The organism is Nesiotobacter zosterae, from assembly GCF_033843645.1.
Taxonomy (GTDB): Bacteria; Pseudomonadota; Alphaproteobacteria; order Rhizobiales; family Stappiaceae; genus Pseudovibrio; species Pseudovibrio zosterae.
This window is the reverse complement of record NZ_JAWXVZ010000013.1, coordinates 56,984-72,752: the sequence shown is the minus strand read 5'-3', so window position 1 is coordinate 72,752 and position 15,769 is coordinate 56,984. Positions and strand designations below refer to the sequence as shown.

Annotated in this window: 13 protein-coding genes; 1 reads left to right on the top strand and 12 read right to left on the bottom strand. The window is 55.5% G+C overall.

All coding sequences use genetic code 11. The features are described 5' to 3' along the window. Positions 1 to 219 precede the first annotated feature (219 nt). From Q3Y58_RS17360 to Q3Y58_RS17310, 11 genes are all read right to left on the bottom strand, one after another. Positions 220 to 834: a hypothetical protein gene (locus tag Q3Y58_RS17360; protein ID WP_274218323.1), complete on the bottom strand. Its 615-nt coding sequence runs from the start codon at positions 832 to 834 to the stop codon at positions 220 to 222. A 303-nt stretch (positions 835 to 1,137) separates the two neighbouring features. Continuing rightward, positions 1,138 to 1,746, bottom strand: a complete 609-nt coding sequence (locus tag Q3Y58_RS17355) for a GNAT family N-acetyltransferase (protein ID WP_319623122.1) — start codon at positions 1,744 to 1,746, stop codon at positions 1,138 to 1,140. 66 nt (positions 1,747 to 1,812) lie between these two features. Further along, positions 1,813 to 3,987: a flagellar biosynthesis protein FlhA gene (gene flhA, locus Q3Y58_RS17350; protein ID WP_274218321.1), complete on the bottom strand. Its 2,175-nt coding sequence runs from the start codon at positions 3,985 to 3,987 to the stop codon at positions 1,813 to 1,815. Positions 3,988 to 4,018: 31 nt separating this feature from the next. Next, on the bottom strand, positions 4,019 to 5,386 hold the full coding sequence (gene flbD / locus Q3Y58_RS17345) for a sigma-54-dependent transcriptional regulator FlbD (RefSeq protein WP_319623121.1): 1,368 nt from the start codon (positions 5,384 to 5,386) through the stop codon (positions 4,019 to 4,021). A gap of 28 nt (positions 5,387 to 5,414) precedes the next feature. After that, positions 5,415 to 5,762, bottom strand: a complete 348-nt coding sequence (fliN, locus tag Q3Y58_RS17340) for a flagellar motor switch protein FliN (protein ID WP_274218319.1) — start codon at positions 5,760 to 5,762, stop codon at positions 5,415 to 5,417. Further along, entirely contained in the window at positions 5,759 to 6,472 is a 714-nt protein-coding gene (locus Q3Y58_RS17335; RefSeq protein ID WP_274218318.1) for a FliH/SctL family protein, read from the bottom strand. Before Q3Y58_RS17335 ends, fliN begins: the two co-directional genes overlap by 4 nt. Positions 6,473 to 6,502: 30 nt before the next feature. Continuing rightward, positions 6,503 to 7,492, bottom strand: a complete 990-nt coding sequence (fliG, locus tag Q3Y58_RS17330; protein ID WP_274218878.1) for a flagellar motor switch protein FliG — start codon at positions 7,490 to 7,492, stop codon at positions 6,503 to 6,505. A 73-nt stretch (positions 7,493 to 7,565) separates the two neighbouring features. Continuing rightward, entirely contained in the window at positions 7,566 to 9,218 is a 1,653-nt protein-coding gene (gene fliF / locus Q3Y58_RS17325; RefSeq protein WP_319623120.1) for a flagellar basal-body MS-ring/collar protein FliF, read from the bottom strand. A gap of 598 nt (positions 9,219 to 9,816) precedes the next feature. Next, positions 9,817 to 10,092 (bottom strand): CtrA inhibitor SciP, encoded by a 276-nt coding sequence (sciP, locus tag Q3Y58_RS17320; protein WP_274218316.1) that lies wholly within the window; start codon positions 10,090 to 10,092, stop codon positions 9,817 to 9,819. A 127-nt stretch (positions 10,093 to 10,219) separates the two neighbouring features. After that, a complete protein-coding gene (locus tag Q3Y58_RS17315) occupies positions 10,220 to 10,879 on the bottom strand; it encodes a flagellar hook assembly protein FlgD (RefSeq protein ID WP_319623119.1) in 660 nt (219 codons plus the stop codon). Positions 10,880 to 10,907: 28 nt separating this feature from the next. Then, positions 10,908 to 13,574, bottom strand: coding sequence for a flagellar hook-length control protein FliK (locus Q3Y58_RS17310; protein ID WP_319623118.1), 2,667 nt, complete (start codon positions 13,572 to 13,574; stop codon positions 10,908 to 10,910). 362 nt (positions 13,575 to 13,936) lie between these two features. Between Q3Y58_RS17310 and mnmA the strand changes: the two genes are divergently transcribed. After that, positions 13,937 to 15,139 (top strand): tRNA 2-thiouridine(34) synthase MnmA, encoded by a 1,203-nt coding sequence (gene mnmA, locus Q3Y58_RS17305; RefSeq protein WP_319623117.1) that lies wholly within the window; start codon positions 13,937 to 13,939, stop codon positions 15,137 to 15,139. Between the two features lie 80 nt (positions 15,140 to 15,219). Here the strand turns inward: mnmA and Q3Y58_RS17300 are convergent, their stop codons facing one another. After that, positions 15,220 to 15,630, bottom strand: coding sequence for a nuclear transport factor 2 family protein (locus Q3Y58_RS17300; RefSeq protein ID WP_319623116.1), 411 nt, complete (start codon positions 15,628 to 15,630; stop codon positions 15,220 to 15,222). Between the last annotated feature and the right edge of the window lie 139 nt (positions 15,631 to 15,769).

The window sequence follows — 15,769 nt, the reverse complement described above, 5'->3', positions numbered from 1 at the left end:
TTTTCGCAGGCATAAGGGCAAGCTGGTCTGAAGTTTTCCGGTGGGTGGGCGGCGTTCTCAAGAACACCCCGCTTTATGGGATGGGAGGCCAGCCACTCCAGCACACCTTGGGGAAAGTCGGCTTGATGGTAGGAAGCAGGCCACACCCGCAAAGCCGCCATGCCCCCCCCAAGCAGTGCATAGGCGCCATAGAAAAGATGCTGGGGTCGAGATGTTCCCTCAAGGAGAGGCAACAAAGAACCACGCATAAACGACTAGGGCGGCAGCACCGGCCATGAGCCCAAGCACGAACAGGAACATGCCGCGCCAGAAAGAAGCGTTCGCCTCTGGTTTTTGCGTGGCCTTGTGCTGAGCCAAAAGTTCAAGCGCCTTCTGCTTGTCCGCGTCTTTGCCACGCAGGCGGTTCATCAACCAGTCCCCTTCGAGGAACAGGTCCTTCTCGATGATGCGCTCAGCAATGTACTCGGTGATGCAATCCGCCATGTCGTCGATGTTGGCGGTCTCCAACAGCACCACTCGGCCCATGCGCGTATCCTTGACAAATCGATAGGTGTGTTTGTCCCGCGCCATGATGACATGACTGGTCATATCAATCCAAAGCCGTGGCTGAGAGCCCCCCACGATGTGGAAGGAAAACTGGTCGTCGTCCTCCGGAACTTCCCGGAACACTTCCTGCAGCTCTTCACTGAGCATTTCCAGGCGAGCGCGCTCACTCTCCTGCAGGTCTACCACAACGTCCGCTCTTTCAATCTCGGCCAACCGCACTTTACGGATAGCTTCTCGCAAAGACCGAACACGCGCGTGCGGCACAACATTATCACGCACTTCTGACATTGAGCCCCCAGAGCCACATACAAACTACCCGAACCAGACCGTCATACTTATGCAATAAAAATCGGGCCGCAGAGTGGGTAGTCCGGTCATCCACTGACAATGATGCGCCAGTGGTTAACTAAAGTTAACCCCCGAATTAATACATTTTTAACAATAAGCACACAACAGAAGGTTTTTACGCAGCGAGAACTTGGTGGATCTCCTGTACAAACATTGTGAAAGCTATCAATGCACCCTGCAACCCAAGGGATTTCCCTCCCATTAGGGAAGGGTTTACAGCTCTTATTCAGCTAAGTGCTTTGCCTATTTGAGATAAGGGACATGGCCCGCGCAGTCTGCAGGAAGAACGCCAGAAACCCGAGGGTCATCTGCCACCTCAATTGCACGCTTAAATGGCACAAAACCACTACGCTGATAAAAACTGATTGCCTGTGGACTATCTCCGGTGCAGGTATGCAGCCATAAGCGACGGGTCTTTTCTCGGCTAAAAACCATATCGATGGCTTGGTTCATGAGCCAGCGCCCAGCTCCCCCGCCCACCACGTCAGGAATGAGGCCAAAGTAGGCAAGTTCAACGTTATGCGGGTCATCGAAGTTCAGCTCTAGAATGCCGACAGGCCTGCCATCTTTCATGGGCAAGTAGAGCTCCCGATTGGGCTCACTCAGGATATCGCGGAGTTCCTGGTCAGAGCATGTTAGACGCCCAAACCAGAGCCACTTCTCGCCAACAGCCCGGAAAAGATCCCGAAATGCGTCCGGCTGCATGTTTTGCGCCTGCTCCAGCGTCAGATCCGGTCGTTCAATCTGCTTGAGCTCCGGGCGCGCGTTCATTTCCAGATAGGTGACAACAAAGGCGACTTTATCTTTGGGCAGAACGGTATAGCCGTCCAAATGCAATGTCTGAGTGCTCATGAAATCTCCGAGGCTGGCAATCCCCTAAGAACTAAGCAGAACGACCTGCATTGACAAGACTGCACCTTAGATGGAGCTAATTGTCTTCAGGCGTGCTCGCGGATGGACCTCATTCTGGCTCATGACAAATGTGTGCGAGCGGAACCGTTCCACGATTGAGCGCACATATGGCCGCGTGTGGGCGGAACACAGGAGAACTGGCACCTCACCAGCAAGCCCTGCCTCTTCAAAGGCATCGCGCACCAGCCCGACAAACTCCTGAAGCTTGGACGGCGGCATGGCCAGTTGCCGGTCATCGCCATCGCCGACGATGGATTCCATGAACGCGCTTTCCCATTTGGGACTGAGGCTGATCAGAGGCAGGTAGCCACCCGGTGCTTGATTTGCGGCGCAGATCTGACGTGCCAAGCGGGTACGCACGTGTTCGGCAATCATGGACGGATTGCGCGTGGAACCAACGGCTTCAGCAACGCCTTCCAGAATGGTGCCAAGGTCACGGATAGACACACGCTCTTCCAACAACGCCTGCAACACACGTTGAATGCCGGAGATGGAGATCAGGCTCGGCACGATGTCTTCCACCAGCTTGGCCTGATCATCCGGCAGCTGCTTCAACAGATGCTGAACGTGAGCATAGGTGAGAAGCTCAGAGATGTTGGCCTTGATCGTCTCGGTCAAATGCGTGGACAATACCGTTGCCGGATCAACCACGGTATAACCCAGCAAACTCGCCTCTTCCCGATACTGGCCATCCACCCAAGTGGCTGGCAACCCAAAGGTCGGCTCGGTTGTTTGCGTACCGGGCAGCCTCACCTCGCCGCCAGTCGGGTCCATGACCATGAAATGGTTCGGATAGAGCACGCCCGCGCCCGCATCCACTTCCTTTACCTTGATCACATACTCGTTGGGCTGCAGCTGGATGTTATCCAGAATACGCACCGCTGGCATGATGACACCCATGTCGGATGCAATTTGGCGGCGCAGAGCCTTGATCTGCTCGGTGACCTGATCTGTCTCTTCCTTGTTGCGCCCATTGATGATCGGCAGCAAGGCATAGCCCAACTCAATCTTCAGCTCGTCCAGCTTCAAACTGTCGGTGATCGGCGGCTCCTTCGGCGCTGCATCTTCCTCTTCAACCGCCGCCTGCGCGACCTCTTCCTGAACCTTCTGCTCTTCGATCTGCTTGGAGGCTTTGCGCGCCAGATAGCCAGAAAGACCCGCCAGCGCGAGGAACGGGATCATCGGCATGCCAGGCAGCAAGGACAACACAATCATGACGAAGGACGACATGCCCAGAGCTTTTGGATAGCCAGAAAACTGCTTTACCAACTCTCGGTCTGCGGAGCCTTGAAGACCCGCCTTGGACACCAGAATACCCGCGGCCGTTGACACGATGAGCGCTGGGATCTGAGAGACAAGACCGTCACCAATCGTGAGAAGCGTGTAGTTCTCGGCAGCCTGAGAAAAGCTTAGGCCCATCTGCAGCACACCAATGACAATGCCGCCAATGATGTTGATGAAGGTGATCAGAAGGCCTGCAATCGCATCACCGCGCACGAACTTGGACGCACCATCCATGGCACCAAAGAACGTAGATTCAGACTCCAGTTCGCGGCGGCGCTTGCGGGCTTCATCCTCATCGATCAGGCCGGCTGACAGGTCCGCATCAATCGCCATCTGTTTGCCGGGCATGGCGTCAAGGGTAAAGCGGGCCGCGACCTCTGCAATACGGCCAGACCCCTTTGTGATCACGATGAAGTTGACGATGACGAGGATCGTAAAGACGATAATGCCGATGACATAATTACCGCCCATGACGAAGTTGCCGAACGCTGAAATCACGCTACCTGCAGCGCCCTCCCCCTCATGGCCATTGGCCAGAATCAGGCGGGTGGAAGCCATGTTTAGCGCCAGGCGCAACATGGTTGCGATAAGCAGCACCGTCGGGAAGGAGGAGAACTCCAACGGCTTTTGAATGAAAAGCCCCGTCATCAAGATCATGACAGAGAAGATGATCGAAATGGCAAGGAACATGTCCAGCATGACCGCTGGCATGGGGAGGATGAGCATCACAAGGATGACCATCACACCTATTGCCAAGCCCAGATCACCATGTCGGACGGCCTGATAAAGATCCCGGAGCGCACCGCCAAATGGAGACGACGCAAAGCCGCCCGCGCCTTGTTGCGCAGGTAGCCCAGAGCCTGAAGCAGGCTGCTGTGTTACGTCGTTGTCCGCCATGTGTGCCCGAGCGCCCCTTTAACCCGCGTCTTTATGTGCCCGCACGCAGCTCACCCGGTGCCGGAACCGAAATCCCCTCGTCGGCATATTGATTGAGCTTGTTGCGTAGTGTGCGAATTGAAATGCCAAGGATCTTGGCTGCATGGGTTCGGTTGCCCAGACAGTGATCCAGCGTATCAAGAATAAGATCACGCTCTACATCGGCCACCGTGCGCCCCACCATCGCATGGGAGACCGCCTCGGCAGCCTGAGCCGCCGCGCGTGACGCTGTATCCTCTACAGGCCCGGCCTGAATGGGAGAGCCATCCGGCATGCGGATCGCATCAGCGGTGATTTCCTCGCCACCAGAAAGAAGAACCGCACGATGCATGGTGTTTTCCAGCTCGCGAACATTGCCCTTCCACTCATTTCCCAAAAGCACCTTCCGCGCATCCTCGCCAAGTGCTGAGGCAGGCATGCCATTGGCCTTGGCGTAGATTTTCAGGAAGTGTTCGGCAAGCTCCAGAATATCCGAGGGACGACTGCGCAGAGGCGGCAGCTTCAGGTTCACCACATTGAGGCGATAAAGCAAATCTTCTCGGAACGTGCCCGCTTTGACCGCCTCTGACAGATCCCTGTTGGACGTCGCGATAATGCGGATATCGACTGGGACCGGCTTGCTGCCGCCAACACGGTCAATCACGCGTTCCTGAATGGCACGCAGCAACTTGGCCTGAAGGCGGATGTCCATCTCAGAAATCTCGTCAAGCATGAGGGTGCCCCCATGGGCCTCCTCAAACTTGCCGATCCGCCGCGCCATGGCGCCAGTAAAGGCCCCCTTTTCATGACCGAAAAGTTCACTTTCCAGAAGATGCTCAGGAATAGCGGCGCAGTTGATGGAGATGAACGGCTTGGATGAACGCGCAGACTTCCGGTGCACAAAACGAGAAATGACTTCCTTGCCCGTACCGGATTCACCCGTCACAAGGATCGAGGCCTCGGAAGGCGCAATCTGCTCTGCCAGCTTAACAACACTTGCCATGGCAGGGTCACGGAAAATGAGATCCCGGCGATCCTCTGTTACGGCAGACAAGACTGCGGCAATCAGCTCCGGATCAGGCGGAAGTGGAATGTATTCCTTGGCCCCTGCACGGATTGCTGAAACGGCGGCCTTGGCATCCGTCTCCAAGCCACAGGCAACCACAGGCACGTGAATACGTTCGCGTTCGATGTTCTCCAGAAGATCGGTGATGTTTTCGTTCACATCCACCATCAAAAGGTCGGCACCACGGCCAGAGCGAAGAACGTTCATCGCCTCGGAAATGTTTGCGGCATGGGTGACAGAGGCGCCGCGATCCATGGCGATCTTTGTCGCCGTGGTGAGCTGCCCACCCAATGTACCTACAATCAAAAGCCGCATTTATTCTTCCCCATGCATGCCGTCACGCTTACTTATCGGCTTTGATGATTTCCGTCATGGTCACGCCCAGTTTTTCTTCCACGAGAACAACCTCCCCGCGGGCAACCAGACGATCATTCACATAGATATCGATGGCTTCGCCCACCTTGCGATCCAATTCCATCACAACACCGGCATCCAGCTGCAGCAGATCGGAAATGTGCATCTTGGTGTGCCCGAGCACAGCAGAGATCTGCACCGGCACATCGAAAACGGCTTCCAGATCTTCAGCGGACTTGTTTCCGTTTGTTGTCTCGCCATTTTGGCCACCAATACCTGCGGCACCATCGAGCTCGCTGAAGACAACACCCTGCTTTTCTTGATCTTTTTCACTCATGAGGCGCTTTTCTCCATCTGTTCGGCGTGGCCGTTACCCTTCGGCGCTGCGTTCTCACGATCCGCTGCCTTAAAGTAAGCCTGCAAAACGCCCTCAATGTGTTCGTTGGTCTTGCGACGATCGCGGATAATACCACCTTCTGGCCATTCGATGCGGCAATCTCCACGCATCAATCCCGGTTTTCCAGAGACATGAATGCGCCCGGTGTATCCATTGACGCCTGCAATCTCACCCAACATCTTTTCAAGGGCAGGTGCGTCCTGCTCAGGCACTTCGATACTGATGGTCGGCACGCGGCGCAAAGGCTTCAAACACTCATTCATGAGAGCGACGACTTCACCCAAAGGCTCTCGTGCAACAAGGTGAGCGCAAAGGCGACGCGCAATGAGAAAGCAAAGGGCCACCGCTCCTTTTTCCTGCTCCTTGCTCACCTGCTCTACCCGCTCGATAAGGTCCTTCAGGGCAACTGCAATGTCCTGAGCAATCGCTGTCCGGCGCCCCTCCTCCTGAGCTTCCATCCCCGTGATGGCCTCGGCGCGCCCACGCTCAAATGCCTGTTCTTCAGCCTGCCGCAACAGCGCCGCATGCTCACTCATGGTAATGGTTGGCTCAGCCGGTTCAGCGAGGGCCTGCTGCGCTTCTGCCTCTTTCTCAGAGGTGTCAAAAAGGAACCGTTTGCGAACGGCCCCTTCCGGCATCACTGTAACCATGAAAACCCTCCATCAGGGAGGTAGAGCAGCTTAGTAGACAAGCTCATCATCTCCCTTTTTCTTGGAGATCATGATTTCTCCGCTCGCAGCAAGATCCTTACAAACAGCAACAAGGTGGGACTGGGCGTCATCAACATCACGCAAACGAACCGCGCCCATGTTCTCCATGTCTTCCATAAGCATCTTGGAAGCGCGCGCTGACATGTTGGAGGTAAAGAACTCCATGGCAGCTTCGCTGGCGCCCTTGAGCGCCAGTGCCAAGCGATCCTTTTCCACGTGACGCAAGAGGGTCTGACAGCTCGCGTTGTCGAGCTTGAGCAGATCCTCGAAGGTAAACATGAGATTGCGGATGCGCTCTGCAGAGTCACGGTTATTGTCTTCAAGAGACGCCATGAACCGGGCTTCGGTCTGACGATCGAAGTTATTGAAGATATCCGCCATCATCTCGTGACTGTCGCGACGGCTGGTCTGCGACAGGTTGGACATGAACTCAACGCGCAGCGTCTGCTCCACCTTCTCCAGGATATCTTTCTGAATAGACTCCATTCGCAGCATTCGGTTGATCACTTCCATGGCCAACTCGTCCTGCAACAACGCCAGTACGCGGGCTGCGTGGTCCGATTGGATCTTGGAAAGCACCACCGCAATGGTCTGGGGGTATTCGTTCTTCAGGTAGTTGGCGAGAACGTTCTCCTGCACGTTGGAGAGCTTCTCCCACATATTCCGCCCAGCTGGCCCGCGAATTTCTTCCATGATGATAGAAACACGGTCCTGCGACAGAAAGGAAGACAGCAGGCGTTCAGTCACATCCACGTTGCCGTTCAGCGAGCCTCGAGTGGACAGCTTGCGAACAAAATCGACGAACAGATCTTCCAGCATGCCCGGCGTTACAGGCCCCAACTGCGCCATGGCTTGCGAAACCTGACGCACTTCAATTTCATCCAGGCCTTCCCAGATCGTACGCCCATGCTCCTGACCGAGCGCAAGCAGCAGCACAGCCGCACGTTCAGCCCCGCTCAGCTCACGATGGTTCGCACCATCAGAGACTTCGAGAGACTTGCCGCCAGTGGAAGTGAGGGAGTTCTCTGCCACGTTATGCTGCCTCGTTCAGCCAACTGCGGACAATGTTGACCGCTTCGGATGGAAGTTCCTCGATCATGTCGCTGATCTCTTTGATCGAGTTTGCATGCAGAGCTGCTTCGCTTTTCGCGTCCTCAATCCACTCGGCAGGTGGAAGTGGAGCCTTGCCGCCACTGCCGCTATCATCAACGAGCTGCGCCAGATATTCTTGCTGCCCATCTGGACCCGTCGTCACCAATGCACCGCCAGTGCTTTCAGATCCACCAAACTCCGCCCCTTTTTCTGTAGGCGCGAGAATCTTCTTCATCAACGGATTCACCGCGAAGATCAGGAGCAATACAGAGATCACCAGAAGCACGCCGAGTTCAATGAGGCGCATGATGTCGTAGCGTGTGAACTCAAACAGGCCGCCAGAGACTGCTTCAACGTCGCGAAGCGCGTTCTCGGTAAACTGCAAGTTCACAATCTCAACGGTGTCCCCACGCTCCTCGTTGTAGCCAACCGCGCTGCGCACCAATGTGGCAATCTGCTCCAGCTGCTCTTCGGAGCGCGGCGTGTAGACCACCTCACCGCTCTCATTTTCCTGATACGTGCCATCAACGAGCACAGCTACTGAGAGACGTTCTAGCTCCCCAGCCTCTACCACCTCAGTAACGGTGCTCTTTGAGATCTCGTAGTTGATGACTTCCTCAGATGACCCGGCCTGATCGAAGTCACCTTCACCACCAGCGCCCGGATTGGCGTTAGGAAGCTGATTGCCAACGGTTACCGCGTCTTCGCCGGACCGCGAAGAAGAAGTCTCTTCCCTTGTCTGGGTGGAACGCACCACCTGACCAGAAGGGTCGAACAGCTCTTTGGTTTCAGTTCGCCTATTGAAGTTCAGATCAGCCGACACCTGAACACGGGCACGTCCGAAGCCGACAACGTTGTTCAAAATCTCTTCGATCTGAAGGCGGAGGCGATTTTCAATGGCCATCGCCTGATCATCAAGCGCAGTTACGCCGAAGTTGGCTTCATCCCGCCCGGTCCCGCTGGCCAAAAGCGCTCCGCGCTCATCAACGATGGAAACGTAGGAAGGCTCCAAACCTTCAACAGCGGAGGCCACCAAATGCTGAATGGCGCGAATTTGCCCTGCATCCAGGGTGCCACGAACAGCAAGGACGATGGAGGCTGTCGGCGGAATGCGATCCCTCTGAAACAACTGGCGCTCAGGGATAACCAAATGCACACGCGCTGCATTGATGCTGCCCAAAGAACGAATGGTGCGAGAAAGCTCACCTTCCAGAGCGCGAAGGTGATTGATGTTCTGGACGAAGCTGGTGGCGCCGAGCGTATCGGTCTTGTCGAAAATCTCGTAGCCGACACCGCCGCCAGTTGGCAGACCCGCTTCTGCCATCACCATACGCATGCGGTAGACATCTGCCTCAGGCACGAAGACAGCAGTCTCATTGTCGCGAACTTCATAGTCAATGCTCTGGCTCTCAAGCTGAGCCACAACACCGGCAACATCATCGGAGCTGAGATCCGTATAAAGAGGCACCATCTGCGGTGCAGTGGCCTGAAAAATGATAAATGAAAACAGGCCAATGAGGATCGTCGCCATGACCCCCATAGCACCAAGTCTCGCCGGACCGAGTGTTTTCAAAAAATCCAGGATACCGTTCACGTATTTTGCCCCACGCCCAGGATCGCTGCCCCTAATAGTTAACAACCGCTACTAAAATCGAATGCCCCTGCGGCTATCTACTGGGCAAAAATTGCCGCCAATGTGGTTAACAAATCCTTAACGCCACTTTGTGACTTTGCCCTACATCGCCCTGATTTGGCCAGAATCTGCCGTTTCGCCTAACAGCTTATCCAAATGTTTGTGAAAATTTTACCTAGCTAAATCCTCTAGGCGTCAGGAAAAACGTTAGTTTTTTGGTAATCTCGGTTAACGCGTATTTTGCCAGCACCGCAACCAAATCAGCGCGAACGGCCAATTGCCGCCCCATTTCCGCCATCTGCATATGGCGAAGCTGAGACAAGCGCTCCCGTAACATTGTTGGTTGAGAAGAGTATGAAGCGGCGGGCTGGCCGCTCTCGGTTTGCCGGTCGGGCGTGCGTTATAGTGCCAAATCCATGACCTGTGCACAGGGGCAACAGGCTTCAGCCTAAACCGAGAAATAAAAGGGAAAAGAAACCCCCGCCGAATGGCGAGGGTGATCTCTTGTTGTTACGTCCACCTGATGAAGCCTCCCAGACGGACAAGCAGTCTCATTATATTAGTTGCGATAGTCCTGAATGCGGGTGGCCCTGAGGCCAGCCAGACCATGCCTTTCAATTGAGCTCTGCCAGGAAAGGAACTCTTCCACCGTCAAAGTGTATCGCTGACAAGCCTCGTCTAACGATAAGAGGCCGCCGCGAACTGCAGCAACAACCTCTGCCTTACGACGGATCACCCAGCGCTTTGTCGTCGCTGGAGGAAGGTCGGCGATCGTCAAAGGACTCCCATCGGGGCCGATGACGTATTTTACTCGTGAACGTACTTGTTCGGTCATTCTACTCTCACACAAACCATGACCAAGTTGGAATGAGAGTAGACGAAGGGCTTTAAAAATTACCTAAACAGCCGGTGAGATTTCGGTAAGATTCATTACTGAAATTCATAGTGGATATTAACCACGATTATACTTGCTTTACTTTGGTAATGTCACTCACAGGGACTTCAAGATCGCCCAAGCGCAGCACTACCTCTCCCTGAGTGAAGTCAACCTCAGTGACAACCCCCGTAATGTTAGTAGAAACTTCAAACGGCTGGTTGAGTTCGTTCTGCATTGTCATGGAAATGCTGTAGACCCCGTCGGCTGCCTTGCTGCCAGACTCCGTGGTTCCCTCCCATTTATAGGTGCCATCGCCCTCTTTAATGTCGACTTCCTCGCGGTACACAACAGCGCCCTCGGAGTTCTTGATCTCGATCTGCACTTTGCCGTCTTGAGGTGCGACGTATGTCCACTTCGCTTCATCATCAGCCAGAATCGCCTTGTCCCCCAAGGCGGTAACTTCGTTGCCGATGTAGCCAACAAACTGACTTGCATTTTGCGTTTTCATTTGAACCAGAAGCTGGTCCAAATTTTCATTCTGCTGAATTTGTTGCTCAACCTGCGTATATTGAACCAGCTGTTCCGTGTACTGCGCGGAATCGAGGGGATCCAACGGGTCCTGATTCTGCAACTGAGTCGTCAGCATGGACATGAACAGATCATAGTTTGCGCTGATTGACTGGCTCGCTGCATTGTTTTGCGCGCTTGAAGAGCCCGCGGAAGCCAGATCTGAAATGGTGCTCATTGGGTATGCCCTTCACTTTGCCTGCGGCTTAAACGGAGATGTCTAGCGCACCAGATGCGGTGCTGCTGTATGCTTTGGATGCGGCAGCCAGCGTTTCGTCAACGCCGCCACCTTCTGCGATCTGTCCGGGCTGCGAAGACTGCCCGTGAGATCCATTTTGATCACTTTGACCGTTGCCCTGCTCGCCCCTGAGGGAAAATTGCAGCGCCCCTTCACTGCTGGTATCAAACCCTGCTTCTGCCAGCGCGCGCTCAAGTGTGCGTTGATCACGCATAAAGAGGTCCAGCGTTTCCGGTCGATCCACAGTCAGATGCGCCCGAACAGAACCGTCCTTCTTGAACTCGAGAGACACATCAATCTTGCCCAGCTCTGGTGGATCCATTCGGATCTCAAAACGTTTGTTGCCGCTTTGCGCCTGCATGACGATGGAAGGGATCGCGCTTTGGGCAACATGACGCGCCCCATCACGTATCATCGCCGAGGAAATGGCAGCACTACTGGCAGAGCTGGTCGTACCTCCGGAGAGTGTCACACCAAGCGCTTCGTCCAAGACCTCGCCATCATCTCCCACGAGACCTTCATCGCCCATGGCCAATGCTTGATTGAAGAGCAAGGGCTCACCGCCTGCCAAAGCGCTGCCCGCTGTGGCCTGACCGGCATTGGATCCGACGTTCGCGGACGGCAGCCCAGCGGAAGTGTTCGCTCCCATGCCCGGCATGACGTTGGTGCTCGACCCTGCGCTGCGCGCGGCAGTGCCCCCAGATACAACCCCATCCGAGAGCATGGCATCATCAGCACTCGCAGTTGGATCAACTCCCTCAGCCTGCCCACTTGAGAACAGGTTGATCGGCAACAAGCGCGGCTTGCTGCTGTTCTGCTGAGGAACCACTGGCACAGCGATTTGCGCAACCGCTTGAGCAGCGTTGTTCTGAGACTTTTGGGCCCCAGCTTCACTTGTTACCTGAGATTTGGCGGCCTGAGCGCTATCGCCAAGCTGCATCTGTGCCTGCTCCGCCTCCTGCGCCAACAAAATGTCGGTCACGCTCCGCTGGGCGGCAACCTGCTGCGGCGCGGATGAACCACTCTGAGAATTGGGCGCAGCTCCAGACTGAGCGGCACCGGTACCTCGTTCCGCTGAAACGCCACCCGCCACTTCACTTGTGGTTTTCGCGATGCTTGATGGCAGCCTCTCAACATCTACGGCGTCAATTTCGACCGTACCGGCAACGGCAAGCTGCGAAAGCGACCGTTGAGAGGACGCCTGGCTTGCCTGATCCAAGTCCAGCGAAACCTTGGCAGTACCGGGGGCAGCACCCGAGGCTACACTCGCCTCAATGGTTCCCGAAATCGGAACAGAACGCGCTCCCTGAACTTCAACGGCTCCCTTGGCTTGCCCCGTGTTCACAGGCGCTTCAGTAGCTGGCATTCCCGCTGAACGCGGGCTACCCTCAGGCTTCGCAACAGCGCTGTTGGCAGTGTTAGCAGGGTTTGCAGTGGAGACCTGCACCTGCTGTGCCACCTCCGCGCCCTTGCGGACTGAAACCTGAGCCGCTTCTGAAACAGCTTGTGACGCAGACGCCTTTTCAAACGCCTCAAGGGACGAAGCTGCTCCGCTTTGAGAGTGAGGCAACGCCTCTACTCTTATAGCATTCGAAGAACTTTGAGCTGTCTGCTGGGCGGCTGCCAGTACCCTCGCGCCGTCTTTGCGCGCCACCGCCGAGCCATCAGCTTGCTGCTGAGGTACCGTCATCACCTTCGGCGCGCTGAGATCAGCAGCCCCTCGCAGAAGGGACATCTCTGCCATTGCCTTGGGTGATGTCTTGCCTTCAAGGGCAGCGCGCAACTGAGGATCGTCGAAGAACCGCGGCGTCTTGAGTTCGCCTTCGGTCGCCTCCGAAACCTGAGCAGAAGCTAAGTGAACCTGCGGCGCATTCTTTAATGAAGCCGCCGGCTTAACATTTTCACTAGCCTTTCCTGCCCCCGTGGACACAGGCGCGGGGTCAAGCTCTACAGCACCTTCCGATGTGTTGGCTGCGCTCGGCAAGATCGGCGGCGAGAGCAACTCACCATCGACGGAACTCGACGGAGGAATACCGGAAAGGAGCTCAGCCGCTGCGGACTGAGTAGCTGCCTGTTGGGCGCTCAAAGTCTGGGCAAGATCGTCCGCCCCAATATCACCTCCGGGCGACTGAGGGGCCCCAACCAACGACATCTCGACACCAACAGCAGCTTCAACACCAGAAGTACGATTGGAAAGCCCACGAAGCAGGGCCGCTTGAGAAATCTCCCCAGATACCGGCAAGAGCGCATTTGGGTTGATTGTGGTTGATTGAGTACCATCGCCTCCAACGGAAGCTGCAGGGACCTGATCGACTGAAGCCAATTGCAGGAATGGGGATGCGGCTGCCACTTCGTCAAAACCAGGAGCAACCGTCTGCACCTCTTCTTGCTGAGACAGTGATTGAAGGAACTCGCCGCCGCCTTCACCCGCCAGCCTGACAGGCAAAGCTTGAGCCTCTTTCCCAGCATGCGGGAGCTCAACACCATCCGGACTTGCTTGAGCCTGCAAGAGGGCAGCAAAGACCCCTTGCACACCAGCAGGTTGCCCAGCCGCGCCAGAAGCGGTGCCTGAAAGCACGCTCTTTGCTGATGTTAGACTGATCGCTGACGGATCAAGCTGGATAGCACCGGCCATTCATTCCTCTGAGCCTGAAGACACAATTCCGCTCCCCATCAAGCAAGCAACGGGCCAGACCAAGAAAGTTGTAATAATTCAATAAATTCAGCGATTTAATAAACTGTAACAAACCTCATATCTGTGGCTTGAGGCAGAATATGCCGAGCGCGCCCGGCAACTAGGCAAGCTTTTCCATCGGACCAAACAACTGTGATTGGCATCCATTGGAAACTTGAGTATAGTCCCCTACAAATTCGGTAGCCGTTTGCTGAAGCAATCGGGCTTGAGAAAAAATCCAACAATTGCCATATGCGCACCAACGAGATCGAGCCGCCGCAAGCGCTTGATCCGCTGGAAAACAATAGAAGGTCAGTCGCGAAATGCTTAACAGTCTCGGCCTGCCCGGGCGTCCGGAAGACACTCGGGTGGTTGTTGCCATGTCTGGAGGCGTGGACTCGTCAGTCGTAGCAGGCTTGATGAAGCGCGAAGGTTATGACGTGATCGGCGTCACCCTGCAGCTCTATGACCACGGCGAGGCAGTTCAGAAAAAAGGCGCCTGTTGCGCGGGGCAAGACATCCATGACGCACGCCGCGTGGCAGAGAGCCTGAACATCCCCCACTACGTGTTGGATTATGAATCTCGCTTCAGAGAACAGGTGATCGAGCGCTTCGCTGACAGCTACATCAACGGTGAAACGCCTATTCCCTGTGTCACGTGCAATCAGACAGTAAAGTTCAAGGACCTGCTGGAAACAGCTAAGGATCTTGGCGCTGACGTGTTGGTCACCGGCCACTATGTGCGCACCCAGCTGGAAGGCAACCGCAACGCCATGTTCCGCCCGGTCGATCTGGACCGTGACCAGAGCTACTTCCTGTTCGCAACCACCCAGGAACAGCTGGACTTCATCCGCTTCCCTCTAGGCGGCATGACAAAGCCTGAGGTACGGAAGTTGGCAGAAGAGTTCGGTCTGGCCGTTGCCGACAAGCACGACAGCCAGGACATTTGCTTCGTTCCACAAGGCCGGTACACGGATGTGATCGCACGCCTTCGGCCGCACGCAGCGGATCCAGGTGAGATTGTGCATGTAGATGGCCGCGTCCTCGGCCAACATGAAGGCATCATTCATTTTACCATCGGTCAGCGCCGTGGCATCGGCGTTTCCACTGGCGAGCCGCTTTATGTGGTTCATCTGGACGCTGAGAACCGCCGCGTCATCGTTGGCCCCAAAGAGGCGCTTGCAACGCACAAGCTTTTGCTGCGCAACGTGAACTGGATTGGCCCCGGCCACCTTGAAGACATTCCGGCGGAAGGCCTGAATGTTTTTGCGAAGGTCCGCTCCACGCGCCCGCCAACCGAGGCCGTCGTGCGCAAGGAAGGCGACGAGATCACCGTAGAACTGATCTCCGGAGAGCTGGGCGTTGCCCCAGGTCAGGCATGTGTTTTCTTTGATGAAGACACCCAGAACGCACGCGTCCTCGGCGGTGGCTGGATCCAAAGAGCAGAGAAAGATCAGAAGTCTGAAGAAGCGCTACAGGCACTCATTGGAAAATCCTGGGAAGCCGCGAGCCTGCCGGGCAACTGAGCAGAAGAGCTAGAAAATGCAAGGCCGCCGAAACGTCAGTACGTTTCGGCGGCCTTTTTATGTATGCGCGCGCCCCGTTTTCAGGCAGGCTTTTTGAAGGCGGCAAGTTCCGCCATCATCAGCTCATGTATCTTCTGAACTGCCTTTAGCGGCCGCAACATCACTTTGAACTCCGCTATCTTGCCCTCATCGTTGAAGCGGATCATGTCTACGCCGTTGATATGGATGCCATCGAGCTCTGTCTCAAACTCCAAAACGGCATCAAGGCCCTGTTCGATGATGCGCGTGTACTTGAATGTACCTTCTTTGAGGAACACTTGCGAAGCACCATACAGATACATGAATGTCAGCTGCTTGCCTTCTTGCGGCGTATGAACCACTGGAGAACGGAAGACGCAGTCATCAGCAATCAACTGGTTCAACATCTGCGCTTTTTGGTCGCCCTTTAAGCCGGTGAGCCATGCCTCAAGCCCCTCCGAGTATTTTTCCATCTTCTCCTCCTCGCGCCGCGCTGCGCCCTCTCAACATTTCATGAGGCAGCCTAGTCCTGACCCGGCCATAGAGAAACCTGACCATTGGGCGCGATATTCTGGATAAGCCAAACAAATGTCGCGCGGCGCGAAATTCTGC